We start from the raw sequence: 23,877 nt of genomic DNA, 5'->3' as shown, positions 1-23,877 counted from the left end.
TATTGATTAACGCATGCAAAGTAAAAGCATTCACACAAGACTGACTTCAGAAATCTTTCCCAACCGACAAAAAGAGGCACTGAAACGTACTCCCTTTCAATCAACCTCTTCTGCCTTCGCCTTCTTACTCCGGAATATTCTATACCCTACTGCAGCAACCAGAACAGACATAAACGGAGAAAGGATATTAAAAAAGCTATATGGAAGATACTCCAGCGTAGGTACTTTAAGTACTGTCGCCTGCGTCATACCACAAGAATTCCATGGAATAAGCACCGATGTGACAGTAGCCGAGTCTTCCACCGACCGGCTAAGCAAACGGTTTTCATACCCTTTTCGCTCATAAAGTTTCTTATAGAGGCTGCTAGTCAGCAAGATGGAAATATACTGGTCGCCCGTAACGATATTACATACCAATCCGGTTCCAACCGTAGCTCCTACCAACGTAAAGGCCCTATGGGCAAGACGGGCAAACAGTTCGGTCAGACTTTTCAGCATACCACTTCCCGCAAGTACTCCACCGAAAGTAACCGAACAGACAATCAAGAATATCGTATTAAGCATCCCCGTCATACCTCGTGTAGAAATCAAGGCATCAATAGCCTCATTACCGGTCTGGATAGCCGTCGAGCCATAAAATGTAACAGTAATGCCCTTACATGCATCCCAAAAAGACAAACCTGAAAAATCAGTAAAAGGCAGTCCGGGGTTCGCTACTGCCCATACCGCTTGAGGCTGAGCGACAAGTCCCGTTACGGCAGCCATCACCGCAGCACAAAAAAGCGTCAAGACAGCAGGTACTTTCTTAACAATAAGCACACCAGTAAGTGCCGGAACAATCAGCAACCAGGGTGTAATGTTAAAAACAGATTTCAATGCCCCAGCAAACTCGGCAGTCTGTGACGCTCCAACCTGCTTGTGCATCAGACTCGCCACAAGAAAAATCACCATCGCTATCGTCAGCGAAGGGATAGTAGTAATCATCATATAGCGAATATGAGTGAACAAAGGAGTGCCCGAAGAGGAAGAAGCCAACACCGTCGTGTCAGATAACGGAGAGACCTTATCGCCGAAATAAGCCCCCGACACAATAGCACCTGCCGTCCATCCCGGTTCAAATCCCAAAGCCACACCGATGCCTATCAATGCCACTCCAATGGTGGCAATCGTGGTCCACGAACTCCCTGTCATCAGCGATACTAGCGCACATATCGCACAAGCTGCAGCCAAGAATATTGCCGGATAAATTACCTGCATTCCATAACATATCATAGCAGGAACAATACCACTCACCATCCATGTGCCGGCAATCGCACCGATAAGCAACAAGATAAGGATAGCTGTACCAACTGACCGGATATTGTCGAGAATGCAAAACTCTAAAATTTCCCACGAATTCTTATAGGCAAACATCGAAATGGCTGCCGTAACAGCAGAAGCCAATAACAAACATACCTGACTCCCTCCCGAAAGAGCATCGGGGCCGAATATTTTTATAATCACTACCAGAGACAGGGTCAATACCACAAAAGGTATCAAAGAAACTTGCCACGAAGGCAGTCGGCGCATCGGTGTCGATGCACGATTGTCTTTACTCATTTTCAATATTTATTCATCAACAAAAACGCAGATTCACACAGATGATTTATCTTTTCCAATCTGCGGAAACCTGCGTTCCTAATGTTCTAAAATCAATACCAATATATTATACCACTCATTAGACAGCACCACGCAACTGCTTGTCCATGGCGGCTGCAGCACGACGTCCGTCACCCATTGCCAGAATCACCGTAGCACCTCCACGCACGATATCACCTCCGGCATAGATAGCAGGAATGGAAGACTGCATGTCATCGTTCACCGCAATGGTACCTTTACGTCCCAGTTCCAGTCCTGGAATGGAATTCGGCACTATCGGATTTGGCGACACGCCCACACTGACAATAGCCATATCAATATCGAGCGTTACAGTAGCCCCTGGTATAGCTACCGGGCTACGGCGTCCAGAAGCATCGGGTTCTCCTAACTCCATTTTCTGAAGCACCACTTGCTTCACACGCCCCTGCTCGTCGGCAATATATTCAAGCGGATTGTGCAGAGTCATAAACTCCACACCTTCTTCTTTGGCGTGCTTCACCTCTTCAATACGGGCAGGCATTTCAGCTTCCGACCGACGGTAAACAATAATTGCCCGCTCAGCTCCTAGACGGCGTGCTGTACGCACGGAATCCATTGCCGTATTTCCGCCTCCGACCACAATGACACGCTTTCCAAAAGTAACAGGGGTATCTGAATCCTCACTTGCCGCATCCATCAGGTTGACGCGGGTCAGATATTCATTCGATGACATAATATTGATTGAATTCTCGCCCGGAATGTTCATGAAGTTGGGCAGTCCGGCTCCAGATGCTACAAAAACACCCTTATAACCTTCAGCCTGCAAGTCTTCTACAGAAACCGTCTTCCCAATGATGCAGTCTTTTACAAACTCTACCCCCATTTTCGAAAGGTTCTCTATCTCTACATCCACGATTTTATTCGGCAACCGAAATTCCGGGATACCATATTTTAATACACCACCAATTTCGTGCAAAGCTTCGAACACGGTCACATCATAACCCATCTTAGCCATATCGCCAGCAAACGACAAACCGGCAGGTCCCGAGCCTACAACAGCTACTTTAACGCCATTCTTCGGAGCCAGTTCGGGCGTAGAAATCTGTCCGCTCTCACGCTCGTAATCAGCAGCAAAACGCTCCAAGTAGCCGATAGCAACGGCTTCGTGCCCCATCTTAAGATGAATGCACTTCGACTCACATTGCTTTTCCTGTGGACATACCCGACCACAAACTGCAGGCAGTGCACTGGTCTTTTTCAATACACGGGCCGCCTCAAGAAACTCACCACGTTCGATATTTTTAATGAAGCCCGGAATATTGATACCTACCGGACAACCTTCCATACACGAAGGATTGGCACAATCCAAACAACGCTTAGCCTCTGTCAATGCCTGTTCTTCATTCAATCCGAGGTTCACTTCCTCCTTACGGCTATGCGAACGGTATTCGGGATCCAACTCATTCATTTTCACACGAGGGATAGCGGTGCGTTCTTTCGGTTTCATTGACTTACGCAGGGCTTCTCGCCATGGAGCTGTACGGTCGTCCTGAGACTTTGTAACTTCACATACGTGCGGGTCTACCGGATCGAGTTTATGTATTTCTTCGCGTTCGATATCGCGAAAAGCCCCCATACGCTTCAACATTTCATCGAAATCCACTTGATGTCCATCGAACTCCGGCCCGTCTACGCATACAAACTTGGTCTTTCCTCCTACAGTTATACGGCAGGCACCGCACATACCTGTTCCATCTACCATAATGGTATTGAGCGACACATCGGTCGGGATATCGTATTTTTTGGTGAGCAGGCAAACGAACTTCATCATGATTGCCGGACCAATGGCAAAACACTTATCCACTTTCTCACGCAGAATGACTTCTTCCACACCAGCCGTTACCAAGCCTTTCTTCCCATACGAACCGTCATCAGTCATAATGATTACCTCATCCGAACTTTCACGCATCTCCTTCTCCAGGATAATCAGTTCCTTACTACGTCCGGCAAGCACAGTAATCACCCGGTTTCCGGCAGCTTTCAACGCCTGCACAATAGGCAACATTGGAGCAACACCCACGCCTCCACCAGCACAAACCACCGTACCGAAGTTTTCAATGTGCGTGGCCTTACCAAGTGGTCCTACCACGTCAGTAATGTAATCACCCTCGTTTAACTCGCACAGGCGTGTAGACGATAATCCCACCTCTTGTACCACCAATGTAATCGTGCCCTTTACCGGATCTGCCTCAGCTATGGTAAGCGGCATACGTTCACCTTTTTCTCCTACGCGCACGATGACAAAATGCCCAGCCTTACGTGACTTGGCTATAAGTGGTGCTTCCACCACTAATTTGAACACCTTTTCTGAAAAATGTTCCTTTGAAATAATTTTATTCATTTTGTCTTGATGTAATAAGTTAGTTTTCAGCACGGCAAAGTTAACTTTTTCAAGCTCATCTGCCAAACAAAAATCAAAATTGTTGCCAACACACCTCATATATACAATCTCAACAGCCTGAAAATCCATCACAAATATTCCTTCCTAATCTATATAAATCTATCTTTTATTCGATAATATTCCAACGAATTGTGTAACTTTGCAGAATAATTTTAGTGAACAATCAATTTTAACCATAACAGACGCTATGATTCTATTTTTCAGAACACCTAATCAAAGTGTGATTGCTACCCAATGCAATAAGGAAATGAATGCAGACGACATCAAGAAACTGAGTTGGCTGTATGGAAACGCGACGGTAGAAAAAGAAGAGAATTTACAAGGCTGGTTCATCGGTCCACGCCGGGAAATGATTACGCCGTGGAGTACGAACGCGGTAGAAATTACCCAGAACATGGGACTTACAGGCATTCGCCGCATCGAAGAATATTTTTCCGTAAAGGACGAAAACGCGGAACACGACCCGATGCTGCAACGTATGTACCACGGACTAAACCAACAGATATTTGACGTAAATATCAAACCCCAGCCCATTATTTACATTGATGACCTGGAAGCTTACAACGAACAGGAAGGACTGGCACTCTCACGCGAAGAGATGGACTACCTGAAAAAAGTAGAACAAGACCTGGGACGCAAGCTGACCGACTCAGAGGTGTTCGGTTTCGCCCAAATCAATTCGGAACATTGCCGCCATAAAATATTCGGCGGTACGTTCATCATTGACGGAAAGGAAATGGAATCATCCTTGTTCCAGATGATTAAGAAGACTACCAAAGAGAATCCGAACAAGATTATCTCGGCATACAAAGACAATGTAGCCTTTGCCGAAGGTCCCGTAGTAGAGCAATTCGCTCCGAAAGACCACTCTACATCCGATTATTTCATCATTAAAGATATAAAGACCGTCATCTCCCTAAAGGCGGAAACGCATAACTTCCCCACAACGGTAGAGCCGTTCAACGGCGCTTCTACTGGTACCGGAGGTGAAATCCGCGACCGTATGGGCGGAGGAAAAGGCTCGTGGCCCATTGCAGGTACAGCGGTTTATATGACTTCTTATCCCCGTACCGATGAGGGACGCGAATGGGAAAGTATCCTGCCCGTACGCAAATGGTTGTACCAGACTCCCGAACAAATCCTGATTAAGGCTTCGAACGGTGCTTCCGACTTCGGAAACAAATTCGGGCAACCTCTCATCTGCGGTTCGGTATTGACCTTCGAGCATCAGGAAAACAATGAGAAATATGCATACGACAAGGTGATTATGCTTGCCGGAGGTGTGGGCTACGGAACAAAACGCGATTGCCTGAAAGGAACGCCCGAAGCAGGAGATGAAATCGTAGTATTAGGAGGTGACAACTATCGCATCGGACTGGGAGGCGGTTCGGTATCGTCGGTAGAAACCGGCCGTTATTCATCAGGCATCGAGCTGAATGCCGTACAACGTGCCAACGCCGAGATGCAGAAACGCGCATACAATGTAGTGCGCGCCCTCTGCGAAGAAGATACCAACCCGATTGTTTCCATCCATGACCACGGTTCGGCGGGTCACGTAAACTGCTTGTCGGAATTGGTTGAGGATTGCGGCGGATTGATTCACATGGACAAGCTGCCTATCGGAGACGAAACACTTTCGGCAAAAGAAATCATAGCCAACGAATCGCAAGAGCGTATGGGACTGTTGATTGAAGAAGAATCTATCGAACATGTGAAAAAGATAGCCGAACGCGAACGTGCCCCGATGTATGTGGTAGGCGAAACCACGGGCGACCATCGTTTTGCCTTCGAGCAAGCCGACGGTGTACGCCCGTTCGACCTGGCGGTAGACCAGATGTTCGGTTCTTCGCCTAAGACTTATATGGTAGACAAGACTGTAGAACGTCACTATGAAAACGTGACCTACGATGTAACCAAGCTGAACGAATACGTGCGCCGTGTGCTCCAACTGGAAGCCGTAGCCTGCAAGGACTGGCTGACCAACAAAGTAGACCGCTCGGTTACCGGTAAAATCGCGCGCCAGCAATGTCAGGGCGAACTTCAGTTGCCTTTGAGCGATTGCGGTGTGGTGGCACTCGACTATCGGGGCGAGAAAGGTATTGCGACTGCTTTGGGACATGCTCCGCAAGCAGGTCTTGCCAATCCGGCATACGGCTCGGTATTGTCTGTAGCCGAAGCCCTGACCAACATCGTATGGGCACCTTTGGCAGACGGCATGGACAGCCTCTCGCTTTCGGCTAACTGGATGTGGCCCTGCCGCTCGCAAGAAGGTGAAGACGCACGTCTCTACACGGCGGTGAAAGCATTGTCTGATTTCTGCTGTGCCTTGCAAATCAATGTGCCTACAGGAAAAGACTCGCTTTCGATGACGCAAAAATACCCGAACGGAGAAAAGATTATCAGCCCGGGAACAGTTATTGTATCTGCAGGAGGCGAAGTATCGGATATCAAGAAAGTTGTTTCTCCGGTAATGGTAAACAATCCGAAATCGACCTTCTACCACATCGATTTCAGCTTCGACCAGCTCCGCTTGGGAGGTTCGGCATTTGCCCAATCCTTGAATAAAATAGGCGATGATGTTCCCACCGTACAAAATCCCGACTATTTCCGCAATGCATTCCTTGCCATTCAGGAACTGGTGAACAAAGGATTGATTTTGGCAGGACACGACATTTCGGCTGGAGGTCTTATCACTACCTTACTCGAAATGTGCTTCGCCAATACCGAAGGCGGTATGGAAATCAACCTCAACAAGTTCAAGCACGAAGACATCGTGAAGATTCTCTTCGCCGAAAATCCGGGTGTTGTCATCCAGATAGCCGACAAGCACAAACACGAAGTCAAGAAAATCCTGGAAGATGCAGGTGTAGGCTTTGTCAAGCTGGGTACACCTGCCGACGAACGCCATATACTTGTCACGCTTCACGAAGCTACTTACCAGTTCGGCATCGACTATTTGCGCGACGTATGGTACTCTACTTCTTACCTTCTCGACCGCAAGCAGAGCATGAACGGATGCGCCAAGAAACGTTTCGAGAACTACAAGATGCAACCGCTCGAAACCGTATTCGACAAGTCATTTACAGGCAAATTGTCACAATTCGGCTTGAACCCCGACCGACGCACACCAAGCGGCATCAAGGCGGCAATCATCCGTGAAAAAGGAACCAACGGTGAACGCGAAATGGCATATATGCTCTACTTGGCAGGCTTCGATGTAAAAGACGTAACGATGACCGACCTTGTAAGCGGACGCGAAACACTGGAAGACATCCATTTCATCGTGTTCTGCGGAGGGTTCTCCAATTCCGACGTATTAGGCTCGGCAAAAGGATGGGCTGGAACCTTCCTCTTCAACCCGAAAGCCAAGGCGGCACTTGATAACTTCTATGCACGCAAGGATACCCTTTCGTTAGGCGTATGCAACGGATGCCAGCTGATGATGGAATTAGGGCTGATTACTCCTGAAGACAAGAAACAGGGCAAGATGTTGCACAACGACTCGCACAAGTTCGAATCGGCATTCTTGGGCGTAACCGTACCGATGAACCGAAGCGTGATGTTCGGCTCGTTGAGCGGCTCAAAATTAGGCATCTGGGTAGCCCATGGAGAAGGAAAATTCTCGTTGCCTTATCCTGAAGACCATTACAACGTGGTATTGAAATATTCATACGATGAATATCCGGGCAATCCGAACGGTTCAGACTATAGCGTAGCAGGTATCGCCAGTCAGGACGGACGCCATCTGGCGATGATGCCGCACTTGGAACGTGCCTGCTTCCCCTGGAACAATGCCTACTATCCTGCCGACCGCATTCACGAAGACCAAATCACACCGTGGATGGAAGCCTTCGTCAATGCGCGTAAGTGGGTAGAAGTACATAAGTAAATACCTTTAATATATAAGGAAACACAGATTAACGCGGATTAACGCAGATTATCGAATGAATATCTGCGAAAATCTGCGTTAATCCGCGTTAAAAACAAAACTCATAAACCTTTCCGTTATGCTGAACAAGTTCTTTATTCTAATAGGAATGATATTGGTATCATTATTCCCTATAAACGCCCAAATATTCAAATACATCGGCATGGATAACGGACTCAGCAGCAGAAGGGTACTTTCTATCGAACAAGGAAAACAATATTATATCTGGATACTTACCCACAAAGGGGCAGACCGTTACGACGGGAAACGGTTCACACATTACGACCTGTTCCATCAAGGAAAAGCCCAAGACTTCTATCCCAACCTTAACCTCCTACGCACCGACAGCAAACAGACAATATGGGAAATAGGAAAAGATGGACACCTTTTTCGCTACAACGAACTGAAAGATTCTTTCCAGCTCACTTTCGACCTGCATCTTGCTTATCCGGAATTGAAGAAGCACCCTATATCGGCACTTTATATGGACCGTTCGGACCGGATATGGATGTGCGTGAACCAGCATTTTGTCATTTACGACATCCACTCGGGTAAACACTACCAGTTACCCCAACAGGCAAAAGGCAAAATCATCGGCATTGCACAGGCAAATGCAACCGAATATTATCTGGCATCCGAACTACAATTATACAAAATCCGGTTCGAGGATTTCCAGATTCGAGAGATATATCCCATCCATCTGCCTGCCCTCCAGCTGATAGACTATATCTATTACCACCAACCTACACACCAGCTTGTCATCAATAGCCTGCTGGATAAGGTGTATGTATATAATCCGCTGCAAGAAAAGCTAACGGCACTGGGCAATTCGATGAAAGACATTGGCATTAACAATATCATCCCAGACCGTACGTACCCTGATACACTTTATATCGCTACCGATGGGAAAGGCGTTTACCGCCTGGACATGAACCGCCTGCACCTGGAACCATTCCTGCAAGAAGACCCACGCACCCCCAATAAGATGAATGGAAACATCATCAAAGATATTTACATGGACCACGCCAGACGACTTTGGAACGTGGTCTACCCTACTGGTATCACCATCTATTCGGAACAATATCCCAGTTATCAGTGGCTTGTACACTCGCCCAACAATGCCAATTCCTTGGCAAACAATTGTATCAACGACATTCTGGAAGATGCCGATGGAGACATCTGGTATGCCACCAGCAACGGCATAAGCTGTTTTGACACTCAGCGGAAGCAATGGACCAACTATCTCACTTCTTCCGACAAAGGCTCCAACGGAGAAAGTGAAAACCGCATCTTTACAGCTCTTTGTGAAGTTCGCCCCGGCCTTATCCTAACCGGAGGATACATGTCAGGAATCTATGCAATAGACAAGCAGGCCAGACGAGTGACCTTTTATCAGCAACAAAAGTTCTCACCCGAAGAAGGATCGGACAAATATATCCGATGCATCCTGCGCGATGAAGAAGGCCTTGTATGGACTGGAGGATTCTACCGCCTGAAATCGCATCATCCTCACACGCACGCCACTGCCGAGTATGACATAGGCTATCCTATTACAACATTGGTACAAAAAGACAAACAGACAATGTGGGCAGGTACCATAAACGGGGTATTCGTCCTCAACAAACAGAGTGGTGAAATCCGTCCGCTTGACAATGAAATCGAAATGGGTTGCATCAATGCCATCTGTCTGCACCCAAAAAGCCGGTATACCTATATCGGAACCTCCGGAAACGGACTGTTCGTTGCCGATGATCAAGGAAAAATCATCCGGCACTACCATACCGAAAACAGTGGCTTGGGAAGCAACAATATTTACAGCATCACGAACGACCGTGAAGGAAATCTCTACCTGGGCACAGAAAACGGACTGGCATTTTTCAACCTCTCCACTGGTACATTTACTAACTGGACCAAAGAGCAAGGTCTGCTGGCAGCAAGCTTCAACCCCAATGCAGCTATCCATAGCCGGAATGGGGAAATGATATTCGGAAGTAACGAAGGTGCCATCGTCTTGCCTGACAACATCCAGTTACCTTCCGATTTCTATAGCCATCTGGTATTTACAGACTTGAAAATCATGTACCGAACAGTACACGCGGGAGAGAAAGATTCTCCCCTTTCCCAACCGCTTGACCAAACGACACAAATCAAGCTGGGGTATAACCAGAACACTTTCTCACTCAACGTTTCATCCATCAATTTCGACAATTCATCCGACATTGCATACAGCTGGAAACTGGAAGGATTCTACGATGAATGGTCACCTCTCTCGCCCGACGGACTCATCCAATACACCAACCTCTCGCCAGGCAATTATACCCTGCACGTACGAGCCGTCCTGACCGATAATCACCAACCGATAGAAGAGCGCTCTATCCGTATCCTGATAGGACGTCCGGCATGGCTCACCTTTTGGGCATTTCTGGGCTATGCCCTTATCATCATCGGCATCACATACCTCTTGGTACGCATCAAAATGATACGCCACGAGAAACAAGTATCGCAAGAGAAAATCAATTTCTTCGTACATACCGCTCACGATATCCGTACACCGCTCACCCTCATCAAGGCTCCTTTGGGTGAAATCCTGAAAGACGAACATTTAAGCGATAAGGGAGTAATGAATCTAAACCTCGCCCTGCAAAGCACCGAAAACCTCTCTGACCTTGCAGACAATCTCATCAACTTCCAGAAAGAAAGTTACTACAGTTCACAAGCCGTAGTGTCACGACATGAGCTGGGAACCTACCTGCAAACCTACCTGAAACAATTTCAGGCATACGCCGAACAAAAAGGCATCAGCCTACATTATACCTCCACTTTCAGCCAACTGGATGTATGGATAGACCGTAATAAAATAGACTCTATCCTACGAAACCTCATCAGCAACGCCTTGAAGTACACACCGCACGGAGGAGAAATACAGATAGAATCCGGATATACCAAGAATCGCTGGACACTCTGCATCAAAGACACCGGAATCGGCATCCCCAAAGAAGACCAAAAGAAACTGTTCCGTTTCCTGTTCCGGGGCAGAAATGCTACCAACCAACTGATAACGGGTTCAGGTATTGGCATGTTGCTCACCTACCGGCTCATCCGTAATCACGAAGGAAAAATAAGTTTCACAAGTGCTGAAAACGCAGGCACCACCTTCGTCTTGAGCTTCCCCATCCGGAGCGAACATTATCAGTATCGCACCGATGAAATCCCAGGCGAAGCCTTCGCCACAATGGAAGAACGAGAAGAAATTCTTCCTGCACTTCCTCAGAAAAAGAACGTCCGGAAAGCAGCTTCCAATGCTCCTCTTATCTTAATAGTAGAAGACAACACCAGCCTGCGCACTTTCCTTGCAGAAAACCTGGCTGACACCTATCGTACAGAAGAAGCCGGCAACGGACAAGAGGCACTCAGCAAGATACGCACCCTTCAGCCCGACCTGGTCATCTCCGACGTAATGATGCCCGTAATGAACGGAGAAGAGCTATGTGGAACCCTGAAAAGTGACATTGAAACCAGCCACATACCAGTCATTCTGCTCACAGCCCTGGGAACTAAGGAGGATATCCTGCGCGGTCTACAGACCAAAGCAGACATGCATATTGTAAAGCCCTTCGACCTGACGGTACTGAAAGCAAATATCAATAACCTGTTGGAAAACCGTGAGTTTATACGTAAGCGTCTGAAGCAGGCATCATTAGACATGGAACCACCTGCCGAAGACATCCCTCTCCCATCAGGACTGGACGAAGACTTCATGCGCCGTGCCACTACTTTCATTAAGGAAAACCTAGGAGGTGAACTGACTGTAGACACCCTGTGCGCCAGCATGAACATGAGCCGCACCAGTTTTTACAACAAGATGAAGGCACTAACGGGCATCGCCCCCAACGAATTCATCCGCAATATCCGTATGCAAGAAGCTGCCACCCTGCTGAAAAGCCAGCAATACACTGTAGCAGAAGTTTCCGACCGTATGGGTTTTGCCGATCCGAAATATTTCGCCGACACGTTCAAGAAATTTTATGGCGTGCCGCCCAGCGTATATAAGAAAAACGAATAACAAACCGATTAAAACAACAACATGAATTTCTACATCAAGTCATTCCTTATCTTTACCCGCATCGGGATGTTCACCATCGGGGGCGGATATGCCATGGTGCCGCTCATCGAAGACGAACTAGTCGACAAACGGAAATGGATTACCCGCGAAGACTTCCTCGACCTGATGGCACTGGCACAAACCGTACCCGGCATCTTTGCCGTCAATATCGCCATTTTCATCGGCTACAAGTTACGAAAATTCTGGGGAGCTTTCTGGATGGCACTGGGCACCATCCTCCCTTCGTTCCTTGTTATCCTTGCCATTGCCCTTTTCTTCCAACAAATCAAACAATACCCTGCAGTGGAAAACGTGTTCAAGGGCATCCGCCCTGCTGTAGTGGCATTAATAGCTGCCCCCACGTTCAAGATGGCAAAGTCGGCACGTATTAACCGCTATAACGTGTGGATTCCCATTGTTTCCGCTCTTCTTATCTGGCTCTTGGGTTTTTCTCCCATTTATGTCATTATCCTAAGCGGACTGGGAGGATACATCTATGGGAGGTTAAAATCTAAACGTTGAAAATTAGAAGTTTGCATACACCGGCTCAAACATCAACCGTTCACTATTAATTATTAATTATTAATTATTAACTATTAATTATCCATATGCTTTTCCTGCAACTTTTTTACGCATTCTTCAAAATCGGACTTTTTGGATTCGGAGGCGGGTACGCCATGATATCCATGATACAAGGCGAAGTTGTGACCCGCCACGCCTGGCTCACATCGCCCGAGTTTACCGACATCATCGCCATCAGCCAAATGACTCCTGGTCCTATCGGCATCAACTCTGCCACTTATGTGGGGTATACGGCAGTAGTCAATGCAGGCTATTCGCACGCTTGGGGTATTTTAGGCTCTATTATCACGACTGGTGCCGTGGTGCTTCCTTCGTTTATCTTGATGGTCCTCATCAGCCGGTTCTTCCTGAAATACCAAAAACATCCTGCTGTGTCTTCCGTATTTAGTGGATTACGTCCGGGCGTAGTAGGACTGCTTGCTGCTGCCGCCCTCGTATTGATGAATGGAGAAAACTTCGGCACCGCCAATGTGCAAATCATCGTCAGCATCATCCTCTTCGTAACTGTCTTCATAGCCTCCTACCGCTTTAAGGCCAATCCCATCCTGCTGATTGTACTAAGCGGTATTGTGGGATATCTGGTTTATGGATAAAACAGAAGTTCCGGATAGCCCACATCAACCAGGAAAAGAGCATGTGCAGGCACGGAAGTCCCTGCACTACAACGGTCTTTTGCTTCTATCACCCGACGGAACCCGTCAAGGGTAAGTTTGCCCCTACCTACTTCGACTAGCGTACCTACCACCGCACGCACCATATTACGGAGGAAACGGTCTGCCTGAATAGTAAACACCCATTCATCTTCGCCCACCTGTTCCCAACCAGCTTGCATGATACGGCAATTATTAGTCTTCACATCAGTATGAAGCTTGCTGAAGCTCGTAAAATCGGTGTATTCGAAAAGAACAGATGCAGCCCGATTCATTGCCTCGAAGTCAAGCGACTGAAATACACGCCATGCATAATGCCGATGGAATGGATCCTTATTTGTGGTAATATGGTACTGATACCGCCGATAAGTGGCATCAAAACGGGCATGAGCCTCGTTTGTAACCCGACGCATCCGGTAAACCGCAATGTCAGGCGGAAGCAGGCGATTCAGCTTGTCCACCATCCGAAATATATCTACCGGAGCATCAAAATCAACATGTGCCACCATCAGACGAGCATGCACACCGGCATCGGTACGCCCGGCTCCAACCACTTCCACCGGACGGCGCATCAAGACAGACAAGGCTTTTTGCAATACTTCTTGTACACTCATGCCATTGGGTTGTACCTGCCAGCCGTGATAAGCTGTGCCGTCATATCCTAAATAAATGAAATAACGTACCATTTCCCTTATCTTGCCGTTATGTGAAAACATCCTTGACGCAACTCATACTTCACATAACACCGGTCTGCCTGACGTAAGTCACGAAGCACTTCCGACAATACCAGTTTCAAGGTATCTGCACCCACACCCTGCATGGGACGCCCCTCGGGATGCTCGACTTTAGCAAATCGTTTCCAACTGATATCGAACGTAGTACCATAAAAATGACATGAGTTGAGCGAAGCATTTCCGTTGGTACGACGTAAACGCTTCACGTCATCTTTGGTGCGCAACACCGAAGTCACAATAATTTTATTCGGATTCAACCCCTTCCGACCCAATGAGTCAAGAAAATTCATGCCTATAGTATCCAGCAAGGCACTAGCCTTCGGAACAAGAAAAGGAATTGAATGTGTCAATGAGTCCATATCATAATGCCCGCACGGAGCTATGTGGGTAAGACGTGACCCGACTTCATCTTCGGCCTCTTCACGCGAAGCAATGGGACGGATGCCGATACGCTTAGCTGAAGACAACTGCACATCATTCAGGTCATTGAAACTCCGTTTATAACTTACTACTCCACGGATGTTGTGCGGATTGTTCAGCACAATACTCCGGTCAGGCTCCATACAGCTTCCCAACACAACCAAAAAGCCCCCTATTATCAGGACTGTTCGCATGAAAGTTCGTATCATTTTCTTCTTTTTTAGTACAGATTTCACAAATCTAAACAATATGGCACAAAGATAACGAGATTCAACGAAACATCCGATGAAAAAAGAAAAGAAAATGCCCGATAAGAAGCGTTAGATTAAAAGGAATGATTAAATTTGCAGAAATTTAAATACGAACAAAGACTGAATGATAGAAAAGCATATTGTACTGGAGGACATTGACCCGGTTGTCTTTTATGGCGTCAATAACGCCAACATGCAGATGATTAAAGCATTGTTTCCAAAACTACGAATCGTAGCACGTGGAAATGTCATCAAGATTATGGGAGACGAAGAAGAAATGTGCGCTTTCGAAGAAGCTATCCTTGACTTGGAAAAGCATTGTGCACAATACAATTCGTTAAACGAAGAAACCATCCTCGATATCATCAAGGGAAACAAACCTGCGGTAGAAAAAACAGGGGATGCCATCGTATACAGCGTAACGGGAAAACCCATCACACCGCGGAGTACCAACCAGCTGAAGCTAGTCAAAGAGTTCGACAAGAACGACTTGATTTTTGCCATCGGTCCTGCCGGTTCAGGAAAAACCTATACCGCTATAGCACTGGCAGTACGTGCTTTGAAAAACAAGGAAATAAAAAAAATAGTCTTGAGCCGTCCGGCCGTAGAAGCGGGAGAAAAACTGGGATTCTTACCGGGTGACATGAAAGATAAAATCGATCCTTACCTGCAACCGCTATATGATGCATTGCAAGATATGATTCCTGCCGCCAAGCTCAAGGAGTATATGGACCTGAACATCATACAGATAGCCCCGCTGGCTTTTATGCGTGGACGTACACTGAACGATGCAGTGGTAATTCTGGATGAAGCCCAGAATACCACCACACAACAAATCAAAATGTTCCTTACACGTATGGGGATGAATACCAAGATGATTGTAACAGGTGATATGACGCAAATAGACTTGCCTTCACACCAGACTTCGGGACTGGTACAAGCCCTTAAGATTCTGAAAGGAGTGAAGGGCATCGGCTTTATCGAGCTGAACAAAAAAGACATCGTACGCCATAAACTGGTGACACGTATCGTGGAGGCATACGAAAAATTCGAAGAAGAGAACAAAGGCAACAAGGTGACAAGGTCCTGAACAGTCAAGATTATCTGAAAACCTTGCCCACTGAAAACTTGTCACCTAATTAAAAATATAATAAAATATAAAACTATGAGCAAAGCATTGACAAAAACCGATTTCCACTTTCCGGGACAAAAAAGTGTATATCACGGAAAAGTACGTGATGTGTACAACATCAATGATGAGAAACTGATTATGGTGGCAACCGACCGCATCTCCGCTTTCGACGTGGTTTTGCCCGAAGGTATCCCTTATAAAGGACAGATGCTGAACCAAATCGCAGCCAAATTTCTGGATGCTACCGCCGATATCTGCCCCAACTGGAAACTTGCTACTCCCGACCCCATGGTAACCGTAGGCGTATTGTGCCAAGGATTCCCCATTGAAATGATAGTGCGCGGCTATCTGTGCGGAAGTGCATGGCGTGCCTATAAGAGCGGTGTACGTGAAATTTGTGGCGTGCGTCTGCCCGAAAATATGCGTGAAAACGAAAAGTTTCCTCATCCCATCATCACCCCTACCACCAAGGCGGAAATGGGTATGCACGATGAAGACATCTCAAAAGAAGAAATCCTGGCACGTGGATTAGCTACTCCCGAAGAATATGACATACTGGAACGCTATACACTTGCCCTCTTTGAACGTGGTACACAAATCGCTGCCCAAAGAGGCCTGATACTGGTAGACACAAAATACGAATTCGGCAAACACAACGGTGAAATCTACCTGATGGATGAAATCCACACTCCAGACTCAAGCCGCTACTTCTACCTGGAAGGCTATCAGGAACGCTTCGAAAACGAAGAACCGCAACGCCAGCTCTCGAAAGAATTTGTCCGCGAATGGCTGATGGACAATGGCTTCCAAGGCAAAGAAGGACAAAAAGTGCCTGAAATGACTCCAGAGATAGTATCGTCCATCAGCGACCGTTACATCGAACTTTATGAGCACATCACCGGCGAACCTTTTGTCAAAGCCGATACCGACCATCTGAGCGAACGTATCGAAAAGAACGTGATGAATTATTTGATGGAATGATAAAAATGTGACAATGTAACAATGTGAGAATATGACAATGTGCTAATGAGAGAATGTGCTAATGTGGGAATATTTTTTCTATCAGCACATTATTCATTAGCACATTAAAAAACTCATTGGCACATTAGCACATTGTTCATTATAACAATTAGCACATTAAAAAAGCTCCTATGACCCATTATCCACAAGAGAAAATCAAGCCCTATAACGAAAGCGAAGGAAAAGCAGTACAGGTAGAAAAAATGTTCGACAACATCGCACCTGCTTATGACAAACTGAATCACCTGCTTTCTTTGGACATCGACAAAAGCTGGCGGCGTAAAGCCATCCGCCTGCTTAAACCCTACCGGCCGCAACACATCATGGATGTAGCTACCGGAACAGGAGACTTCGCCATCCAAGCCTACCGTATGCTCCAACCCGAAGAATTAATAGGAACCGACATCTCGGAAGGTATGATGAACATAGGACGCGAAAAAGTAAAACAAATGCATCTCGACAAGCAGATTTCTTTCGCCAAAGAAGACTGCACGACCCTTTCTTTTCCGGATAACCGCTTTGATGCCATTACCGTAGCTTTCGGCATACGTAACTTCGAGAATCTTGATAAAGGCCTGCAAGAGATGCACCGGGTACTGGTTCCCGAAGGGCATCTTGTAATTCTAGAATTGTCAGAACCTGAATGGTTCCCGATGAAGCAACTTTACTCCATCTATTCAAAAATCGTTATCCCTAATCTGGGGAAACTGTTTTCGAAAGACAACAGTGCCTATACCTACCTGCCCAACTCCATCAAGGCTTTCCCACAAGGAGAGGCAATGCAGGGAATTCTTTGCAAAGCAGGTTTCCGGGAAGTGAAATTCAAAAGATTGACTTTGGGCGTCTGCACGCTTTATTTTGCCACTAAATAATACTTTATAAATTTTATTCTATGAAAAAATTTGGTTTGATAGGCTATCCACTGGGACATTCTTTTTCCAAAAACTTCTTCAATGAGAAGTTCGCCTCAGAAAACATCGATGCACAATATGTTAACTTCGAAATACCCACCATTGACGAGTTTCCCAAAGTAACAGCAACCAATCCCGACCTTTGCGGATTGAATGTCACTATCCCTTACAAGGAAAAAGTCATCTCTTATCTCGACCATATAGACCCTGTAGCTGCCGAAATCGGTGCGGTCAACGTCATCAAGTTCGAATGGACAAAAGGCAAGCTGAGGCTGACAGGATACAATTCTGACGTCATCGGCTTTACGCGGTCAATAGAATCACTACTTGAATCCTACCATAAAAAAGCTCTCATCTTAGGTACAGGAGGTTCATCTAAAGCTATCAACTACGGTTTGAAGCAACTCGGGCTAGAAACACGATTCGTTTCCCGAAACCGACACGATGACCATACCATCACCTACAAGGAAATCACTCCCGAAATAATGGACGAATACAAAGTTATCGTCAATTGTACCCCTGTAGGTATGTATCCGCAAGCCGACCAATGTCCTGATATTCCTTACGAATGTCTTACCTCACGACACTTACTCTACGACCTCTTATACAACCCCGACACGACACTTTTTATGAAAAAAGGAAGTGATCAGGGAGCCGTGGTGAAAAACGGACTGGAAATGCTTTTGCTACAAGCATTCGGTTCATGGGAAATCTGGAACAAATGATTTTCCGCATCTACCAGAACAAGCCATTAATAACTAATAAACAGGTTGTGCAGTGAAAAAAAAGAAAATTCTTATCAGCGCCATAGTGGGAATCCTTGTATTGGCAGGTATCTTCATTGGAGCAGGCTTGTATATGCTTGACTTTTCCTTACGGCCTATTAACCGTGGGAAAGACATAAAAAGCTCAATGACTTACATACGCGAAACTTATCCACAAGTTGTGCCTTGGATAGACAGTCTGACACAATGCAATGCATTACGCGATACTTTTATCACTGCTCCCGATGGTATCCGCCTGCATGCATTCTATGCCTATTCTTCCAAACCTACGGCAAATACTGCAGTTATCATACACGGATATACAGATAATGCCATACGCATGTTTCATATCGGATACCTCTATAACCACTCGCTTGATTTCAATGTATTGTTGCCCGACCTGCGCTATTCCGGTTTGTCAGAAGGTGATGCTATCCAAATGGGGTGGCTTGACAGGAAAGACGTAATGCAATGGATAAATGTAGCCCCCCACCTTTTTGGCGATTCTCTCCGTACTGTAGTTCACGGCATTTCAATGGGAGCAGCCACAACAATGATGCTTTCAGGCGAAGAGCTTCCGACTTACATTAAATGTTTTGTAGAAGATTGTGGCTATACCAGTGTATGGGACCAGTTTGAAAAAGAACTGCAAGGAATGTTTCACCTGCCTGCATTCCCCTTGCTGTATATCACCAGTTGGATATGCCAACTTCAGAACGGATGGAACTTTCACGAAGCTTCAGCACTAAATCAAGTGGAGAAATGTCACCTCCCGATGCTATTCATTCATGGTGGAAACGATGATTTCGTCCCTACCTATATGATATACAAGCTCTACGATGCTAAGCCTCAACCCAAATCCTTATGGGTTGTGCCAGAAGTAGACCATGCACACTCCTACCGTGACTATCCTCAGACATATACAAAAAAAGTACAAGACTTTATAATGCCTTATCTTTCTCCTAAGCCTAGCAAATAAGTTGGTCTACACCTTTCATATTCCCCAATTAACGAATGTCCTCATTTAGCCAATCCGGCTGAATTGAAAACGCAGTAGTACTGCATTTGCCGATGAAGTTATATCCATAAGCAGATGCAGTATATATTCAACCGCAGATGCAGTATATATTCATTTTTCAGAGGTATGTATCGATTGTTGGCGGCATTCATTTAATGACAAATTCTACATACCGGAAAAATAAAGAATCATCCTCTTCATTGGAGAAGATAACCCTTGTAGTAGCCATACGCCAGGTATCCCTAAAAAAATGGCATATGAAATGATCTCGCCATTTTCATATGCCATTCTTATAAAATAATCCTAACTTGCCGGGGTTGGGAATTAATTACCTTCTTCCCTACAACAACAATCATGCCATCGTACCACCCACAATATCAAGCAATTCATTGGTAATTGCCTGCTGACGGCTCTTATTATAAAGCAATGTAAGCTCTTGAAGCAAGTCATTGGCATTATCCGTAGCAATCTGCATCGCCATCGTACGTGCTGCATGTTCGGCTGCAGCCGAGTCAAGCAAAACGGTATAAATCTTCAGACGCAGTACCTTGGGTAATAGTTCCTGCATCACCCGTTCTGCCGAAGGCTCAATAATATAATCAGCTTCCATGTGGAATTTCCGCGTATCGTCTTCCCCTTCTTGATTTTTCTGCTCTGCAGACAAATCAAGCGGCAAATACGCCTCTTTGGTCAGAATCTGCGAAGATGAAGACTTAAAATGGTTGTACAGCAAGATGACCTCCTGAATTTCATCAGCCAAATAACGGTCAATAAGCTCCTCTGCCAAATCGGATGCTTCTTTGTAATTGGGCTTTCCACTCATGTGTTGATAGTCACCCATTGGAGTGTATCCCATCTTCTTGACAGCATCAGCCACTTTACGTCCTACCGGATAAATCAGGATATCATCCTTCCGCACTGCCTGAGCATATTCTGCTACCGTTTCCTGCAAATGGCGAATCACATTTGCATTGAATCCCCCGCACAAACTACTATTCGATGCAAACACGACAATCGCAATCTTCCTCACATCACGTTTCACAATGAAAGGCGACTCCACACTTTGTCCCGAACTTAAAAAATTAGTGAGCATATGGTGCAGTCTTCGTTCGTAAGGAAGCATATTTTCAATGTCGCCTTGCGCCTTATGGAGCTTGGCAGAGGCTACCATCTTCATCGCCGAAGTGATTTTCAGCGTCCCGTTGATGGAATTGATTCTTCCTTTTACTTCTTTCAGTGATGCCATGATGATTATTTGTCTTTAAATTGTCCTACAGTGTCTGCCGCTACTTTTTCGATGATTGTTGTCACCTCGTCATTGATTTTTCCACTTGCCAACACATCCAATACATCTTTTTGATGATTAGCACGCATCGTAGTAAGAAACGCATCCTGAAATGCGCGAACCTTATCAATAGGAATATCACGCATCAACGAGTGTGTTCCACAATACAAGATGGCAACCTGCTCGCCTACCGGCATCGGTGAATACTGAGGCTGGATAAGCAACTGGTTGTTCTTACGGCCACGGTCGATAGCCATGGCAGTAACGGGGTCCATATCACTACTGAATTTAGAGAATGCCTCTAGTTCGCGATACTGAGCCTGGTCAATTTTCAACGTACCTGCCACTTTCTTCATACTCTTGACCTGTGCGCTACCACCGACACGGGATACAGAAATACCCACGTTGATGGCAGGTCGGAAGCCTTGGTTGAACAAGTCTGTTTCCAAGAATATCTGACCATCGGTAATAGAAATCACATTGGTAGGAATATAAGCCGAAACGTCGCCTGCCTGTGTCTCGATAATAGGCAACGCGGTAAGCGAACCACCCGCTTTCACCTTCCCTTTCAGGCTTGCAGGCAAATCGTTCATGGTTTCTGCCACCTCTTGCTGGCTGATAATCTTTGCCGCACGCTCCAACAGACGAGAATGCAGATAGAAGATATCGCCCGGATAGGCTTCACGGCCTGAAGGGCGGCGCAAAATCAAAGATACTTCACGATAAGCGACAGCCTGCTTTGACAAGTCATCGTAAACAACTAACGCATGACGGCCCGTATCGCGGAAATATTCACCGATAGCTGCACCTGCAAATGGTGCAAAATACTGCAAGGCTGCAGGATCGGATGCAGTAGCAGCTACCACAATCGTATAATCCATCGCACCTTTTTCGCGCAATACATTTACAAGGCTCGCAACAGTGGAACCTTTCTGACCTACTGCCACATAAATGCAATATACAGGATCTCCTGCTTCGTAATTATGACGCTGGTTGATAATAGTGTCGATGGCAATAGCTGTCTTACCTGTCTGACGGTCACCAATAATCAACTCACGCTGTCCACGTCCAATAGGAATCATGGCATCAATAGCTTTCAGACCAGTCTGTAACGGTTCAGTCACAGGCTGACGGAAAATTACTCCCGGTGCCTTGCGTTCCAAAGGCATTTCACAAGTATCTCCTCCTATTTCACCACGTCCGTCCAAAGGTACCCCTAACGGGTCGATAACACGTCCCAACATACCTTCTCCTACATTAATAGAGGCAATACGATTAGTCCGCTTAACGACCATCCCTTCTTTCACTTGATCGGTAGGTCCCAACAAGACGGCTCCGACATTGTCTTCCTCCAGATTCATCACGACTCCCATAAGTCCGTTCTCAAACTGGAGCAATTCATTGGCTTCAGCATTACGTAATCCGTAAATACGAGCCACGCCATCGCTCACCTGAAGCACGGTACCTACTTCATCGAATTTCAGAGAAGTGTCTATTCCTTGCAACTGCTGGAGTAACACTTCCGAAACTTCACTGGGTTTGATATTATTATTTTCTGGCATAAGCTTAATAAATTGAATATTAAGAATCAGAAATAGAAAGTTGGAGAAGCTCATGGCTTCTCCCCTTTCAAAATTCTCAATTCTATTAAATGATTCTCCTGTTTTTTGCTATAAACTGCTGTTTCACACGCTTTAACTGATTAGCCACACTGGCATCCATCCGATACCCGGCGACCTCTACGATATAACCACCAATCAGTTCAGAATCCACTTTCGTATCCAATTCAATAGTAGCATTATTGTTACTTTTTGACAAAGACTTTTTCAAGTAGTCTTCCAATTTGGGTGATGGCACAGCAGTCATTAACTTGCCGATGAGAATGTTTTTATCCTCACGATACAAATCAATGTACGACCAGGTCATGAACTGCAAGAATTTTTCTCTTTTTTCTTCTAATACCAGACTAAAGAAACGCATCAGCTCGTCGCTTACATTGGCTCCGCCAGCTGCTTCATGCAATAATTTCAGCTTTGTCTGGACATCCAATACAGGATTCTCCACTGCATGACGCAAATCGGCAACACGGTCAAAATAGGTAGCAAGTCTTTTCATTTCCTGATACACTTTGTCTTCCTTATTCACCGTCTTGGCATAAGCAAGCAATGCCTTTGCATAACGTCTGGAAACAACTCCCGTATTCATAACCTAATTATTTTTTTGAAGATTCAAGCATTTCATCCAGCATACGGTCTATCAAAGCATTTTGCTCTTTGGCATCAATAAGCTTGCTCCGCATAATCTTTTCAGCTATTTCGACTGAAAGCACAGCTACTTGACGACGAATATCGCGGATTGCACTTTCCTTTTCGGTCTCAATCTGCTTTTTCACTTCTGCCATCAGACGCTGGCCTTCAACTATAGCCTTATCTTGAGCATCTTTCACGATGCGGTCACGTGTGACGGCAGCCTCACTCAAGATGCGGTTTTGCTCTTCACGTGCCTGAGCCAAGATCTTTTCACCCTCAAGCTTCACGTTTGCCAATTGTTCATTGGCTTCACGTGCTGCTTTCAGCGAATTGTCAATATATGCTTTCCGGTCCTCTACTGCCTTAATGATTACGGGGAATCCATATTTCGCCAACAAAACGAAAACGACACCAAACGTAATAATCATCCAAAACACTAGCCCCGGATCCGGAGTTAATAATCCCATAAGCTACATTTTTTTACAAGAACAATGTCAACAAGCAAACCACAATGGCGATAAGGGCAACACCTTCGACCAAAGCAGCAGCAATAATCATATTCATACGCAAATCACCAGATGCTTCCGGCTGACGAGCCATAGCTTCCATGGCAGCACCACCGATTTTACCGATACCGATACCTGCACCCAATACTGCGATACCTGCGCCGATAGCAGCGCCCAATTTACTAATGCCAACACCTGCAGCAGCCTGCAATAAAACTGATAATAACATAATTCTAAAAATTTAATT

Annotated in this window: 18 protein-coding genes; 9 read left to right on the top strand and 9 right to left on the bottom strand. The window is 45.9% G+C overall.

The window, feature by feature from the left end; genetic code table 11:
* Nucleotides 1-96: 96 nt before the first annotated feature.
* Together B5G04_RS15485 and B5G04_RS15480 are read right to left on the bottom strand one after the other, a co-directional pair.
* On the bottom strand, nucleotides 97-1,569 hold the full coding sequence (locus B5G04_RS15485) for a Na+/H+ antiporter NhaC family protein (protein WP_087208820.1): 1,473 nt from the start codon (nucleotides 1,567-1,569) through the stop codon (nucleotides 97-99).
* A 148-nt stretch (nucleotides 1,570-1,717) separates the two neighbouring features.
* Nucleotides 1,718-4,018, bottom strand: coding sequence for a bifunctional dihydroorotate dehydrogenase B NAD binding subunit/NADPH-dependent glutamate synthase (locus tag B5G04_RS15480; protein WP_087208823.1), 2,301 nt, complete (start codon nucleotides 4,016-4,018; stop codon nucleotides 1,718-1,720).
* A 247-nt stretch (nucleotides 4,019-4,265) separates the two neighbouring features.
* On the opposite strand from B5G04_RS15480, the gene purL reads away from it, so the two are divergent.
* The 4 genes from purL to B5G04_RS15460 all read left to right on the top strand — a co-directional run bounded on the left by purL (nucleotide 4,266) and on the right by B5G04_RS15460 (nucleotide 13,283).
* Nucleotides 4,266-7,967 (top strand): phosphoribosylformylglycinamidine synthase, encoded by a 3,702-nt coding sequence (purL, locus tag B5G04_RS15475; protein ID WP_087208794.1) that lies wholly within the window; start codon nucleotides 4,266-4,268, stop codon nucleotides 7,965-7,967.
* A 118-nt stretch (nucleotides 7,968-8,085) separates the two neighbouring features.
* The gene (locus tag B5G04_RS15470; RefSeq protein WP_087397977.1) at nucleotides 8,086-12,069 is read left to right on the top strand and encodes a hybrid sensor histidine kinase/response regulator transcription factor; all 3,984 of its coding nucleotides are present in this window, start codon (nucleotides 8,086-8,088) and stop codon (nucleotides 12,067-12,069) included.
* A 21-nt stretch (nucleotides 12,070-12,090) separates the two neighbouring features.
* A complete protein-coding gene (locus B5G04_RS15465; RefSeq protein ID WP_087247256.1) occupies nucleotides 12,091-12,630 on the top strand; it encodes a chromate transporter in 540 nt (179 codons plus the stop codon).
* Nucleotides 12,631-12,716: 86 nt separating this feature from the next.
* A complete protein-coding gene (locus B5G04_RS15460) occupies nucleotides 12,717-13,283 on the top strand; it encodes a chromate transporter (RefSeq protein WP_022040743.1) in 567 nt (188 codons plus the stop codon).
* Here B5G04_RS15460 and truA read toward each other — a convergent pair.
* Together truA and B5G04_RS15450 are read right to left on the bottom strand one after the other, a co-directional pair.
* Nucleotides 13,274-14,026, bottom strand: coding sequence for a tRNA pseudouridine(38-40) synthase TruA (gene truA / locus B5G04_RS15455; RefSeq protein ID WP_022040744.1), 753 nt, complete (start codon nucleotides 14,024-14,026; stop codon nucleotides 13,274-13,276). The two genes, B5G04_RS15460 and truA, sit on opposite strands and share 10 nt — an antisense overlap.
* 5 nt (nucleotides 14,027-14,031) lie before the next feature.
* Nucleotides 14,032-14,688 (bottom strand): DUF5715 family protein, encoded by a 657-nt coding sequence (locus B5G04_RS15450; protein ID WP_087208826.1) that lies wholly within the window; start codon nucleotides 14,686-14,688, stop codon nucleotides 14,032-14,034.
* A 181-nt stretch (nucleotides 14,689-14,869) separates the two neighbouring features.
* Between B5G04_RS15450 and B5G04_RS15445 the strand changes: the two genes are divergently transcribed.
* From B5G04_RS15445 to B5G04_RS15425, 5 genes are all read left to right on the top strand, one after another.
* On the top strand, nucleotides 14,870-15,835 hold the full coding sequence (locus tag B5G04_RS15445; RefSeq protein WP_022040746.1) for a PhoH family protein: 966 nt from the start codon (nucleotides 14,870-14,872) through the stop codon (nucleotides 15,833-15,835).
* 75 nt (nucleotides 15,836-15,910) lie between these two features.
* The gene (locus B5G04_RS15440; RefSeq protein ID WP_087247254.1) at nucleotides 15,911-16,858 is read left to right on the top strand and encodes a phosphoribosylaminoimidazolesuccinocarboxamide synthase; all 948 of its coding nucleotides are present in this window, start codon (nucleotides 15,911-15,913) and stop codon (nucleotides 16,856-16,858) included.
* 170 nt (nucleotides 16,859-17,028) lie between these two features.
* Entirely contained in the window at nucleotides 17,029-17,769 is a 741-nt protein-coding gene (gene ubiE, locus B5G04_RS15435; protein ID WP_087247252.1) for a bifunctional demethylmenaquinone methyltransferase/2-methoxy-6-polyprenyl-1,4-benzoquinol methylase UbiE, read from the top strand.
* A gap of 20 nt (nucleotides 17,770-17,789) precedes the next feature.
* Entirely contained in the window at nucleotides 17,790-18,533 is a 744-nt protein-coding gene (locus B5G04_RS15430; protein ID WP_022040749.1) for a shikimate dehydrogenase, read from the top strand.
* Nucleotides 18,534-18,585: 52 nt separating this feature from the next.
* Nucleotides 18,586-19,551 (top strand): alpha/beta hydrolase, encoded by a 966-nt coding sequence (locus tag B5G04_RS15425; protein WP_087397976.1) that lies wholly within the window; start codon nucleotides 18,586-18,588, stop codon nucleotides 19,549-19,551.
* A 391-nt stretch (nucleotides 19,552-19,942) separates the two neighbouring features.
* Here the strand turns inward: B5G04_RS15425 and B5G04_RS15420 are convergent, their stop codons facing one another.
* The 5 genes from B5G04_RS15420 to atpE all read right to left on the bottom strand — a co-directional run bounded on the left by B5G04_RS15420 (nucleotide 19,943) and on the right by atpE (nucleotide 23,859).
* Nucleotides 19,943-20,836, bottom strand: coding sequence for a F0F1 ATP synthase subunit gamma (locus tag B5G04_RS15420; protein ID WP_087208805.1), 894 nt, complete (start codon nucleotides 20,834-20,836; stop codon nucleotides 19,943-19,945).
* 5 nt (nucleotides 20,837-20,841) lie between these two features.
* Entirely contained in the window at nucleotides 20,842-22,437 is a 1,596-nt protein-coding gene (atpA, locus tag B5G04_RS15415; protein WP_022040752.1) for a F0F1 ATP synthase subunit alpha, read from the bottom strand.
* An 85-nt stretch (nucleotides 22,438-22,522) separates the two neighbouring features.
* Entirely contained in the window at nucleotides 22,523-23,080 is a 558-nt protein-coding gene (locus B5G04_RS15410) for a F0F1 ATP synthase subunit delta (protein ID WP_087208807.1), read from the bottom strand.
* 7 nt (nucleotides 23,081-23,087) lie between these two features.
* The gene (gene atpF, locus B5G04_RS15405; protein WP_022040754.1) at nucleotides 23,088-23,591 is read right to left on the bottom strand and encodes a F0F1 ATP synthase subunit B; all 504 of its coding nucleotides are present in this window, start codon (nucleotides 23,589-23,591) and stop codon (nucleotides 23,088-23,090) included.
* 13 nt (nucleotides 23,592-23,604) lie between these two features.
* Complete coding sequence (gene atpE / locus B5G04_RS15400) at nucleotides 23,605-23,859, bottom strand: ATP synthase F0 subunit C (protein WP_013616285.1); 255 nt, start codon at nucleotides 23,857-23,859, stop codon at nucleotides 23,605-23,607.
* Nucleotides 23,860-23,877 lie beyond the last annotated feature (18 nt).

It is taken from the genome of Bacteroides sp. An51A (assembly GCF_002161565.1).
Lineage (GTDB): Bacteria > Bacteroidota > Bacteroidia > Bacteroidales > Bacteroidaceae > Phocaeicola > Phocaeicola intestinalis.
This window is presented reverse-complemented; position numbering and strand designations above follow the sequence as displayed.

Excerpts from the sequence above, each read along its gene's own strand:
- B5G04_RS15485 (WP_087208820.1), bottom strand. The coding sequence starts at position 1,569 with ATGCGCCGACTGCCTTCGTGGCAAGTTTCTTTGATACCTTTTGTGGTA.
- B5G04_RS15480 (WP_087208823.1), bottom strand. The coding sequence starts at position 4,018 with ATGAATAAAATTATTTCAAAGGAACATTTTTCAGAAAAGGTGTTCAAA.
- purL (WP_087208794.1), top strand. The coding sequence starts at position 4,266 with ATGATTCTATTTTTCAGAACACCTAATCAAAGTGTGATTGCTACCCAA.
- B5G04_RS15470 (WP_087397977.1), top strand. The coding sequence starts at position 8,086 with ATGCTGAACAAGTTCTTTATTCTAATAGGAATGATATTGGTATCATTA.
- B5G04_RS15465 (WP_087247256.1), top strand. The coding sequence starts at position 12,091 with ATGAATTTCTACATCAAGTCATTCCTTATCTTTACCCGCATCGGGATG.
- B5G04_RS15460 (WP_022040743.1), top strand. The coding sequence starts at position 12,717 with ATGCTTTTCCTGCAACTTTTTTACGCATTCTTCAAAATCGGACTTTTT.
- truA (WP_022040744.1), bottom strand. The coding sequence starts at position 14,026 with ATGGTACGTTATTTCATTTATTTAGGATATGACGGCACAGCTTATCAC.
- B5G04_RS15450 (WP_087208826.1), bottom strand. The coding sequence starts at position 14,688 with ATGCGAACAGTCCTGATAATAGGGGGCTTTTTGGTTGTGTTGGGAAGC.
- B5G04_RS15445 (WP_022040746.1), top strand. The coding sequence starts at position 14,870 with ATGATAGAAAAGCATATTGTACTGGAGGACATTGACCCGGTTGTCTTT.
- B5G04_RS15440 (WP_087247254.1), top strand. The coding sequence starts at position 15,911 with ATGAGCAAAGCATTGACAAAAACCGATTTCCACTTTCCGGGACAAAAA.
- ubiE (WP_087247252.1), top strand. The coding sequence starts at position 17,029 with ATGACCCATTATCCACAAGAGAAAATCAAGCCCTATAACGAAAGCGAA.
- B5G04_RS15430 (WP_022040749.1), top strand. The coding sequence starts at position 17,790 with ATGAAAAAATTTGGTTTGATAGGCTATCCACTGGGACATTCTTTTTCC.
- B5G04_RS15420 (WP_087208805.1), bottom strand. The coding sequence starts at position 20,836 with ATGGCATCACTGAAAGAAGTAAAAGGAAGAATCAATTCCATCAACGGG.
- atpA (WP_022040752.1), bottom strand. The coding sequence starts at position 22,437 with ATGCCAGAAAATAATAATATCAAACCCAGTGAAGTTTCGGAAGTGTTA.
- B5G04_RS15410 (WP_087208807.1), bottom strand. The coding sequence starts at position 23,080 with ATGAATACGGGAGTTGTTTCCAGACGTTATGCAAAGGCATTGCTTGCT.
- atpF (WP_022040754.1), bottom strand. The coding sequence starts at position 23,591 with ATGGGATTATTAACTCCGGATCCGGGGCTAGTGTTTTGGATGATTATT.
- atpE (WP_013616285.1), bottom strand. The coding sequence starts at position 23,859 with ATGTTATTATCAGTTTTATTGCAGGCTGCTGCAGGTGTTGGCATTAGT.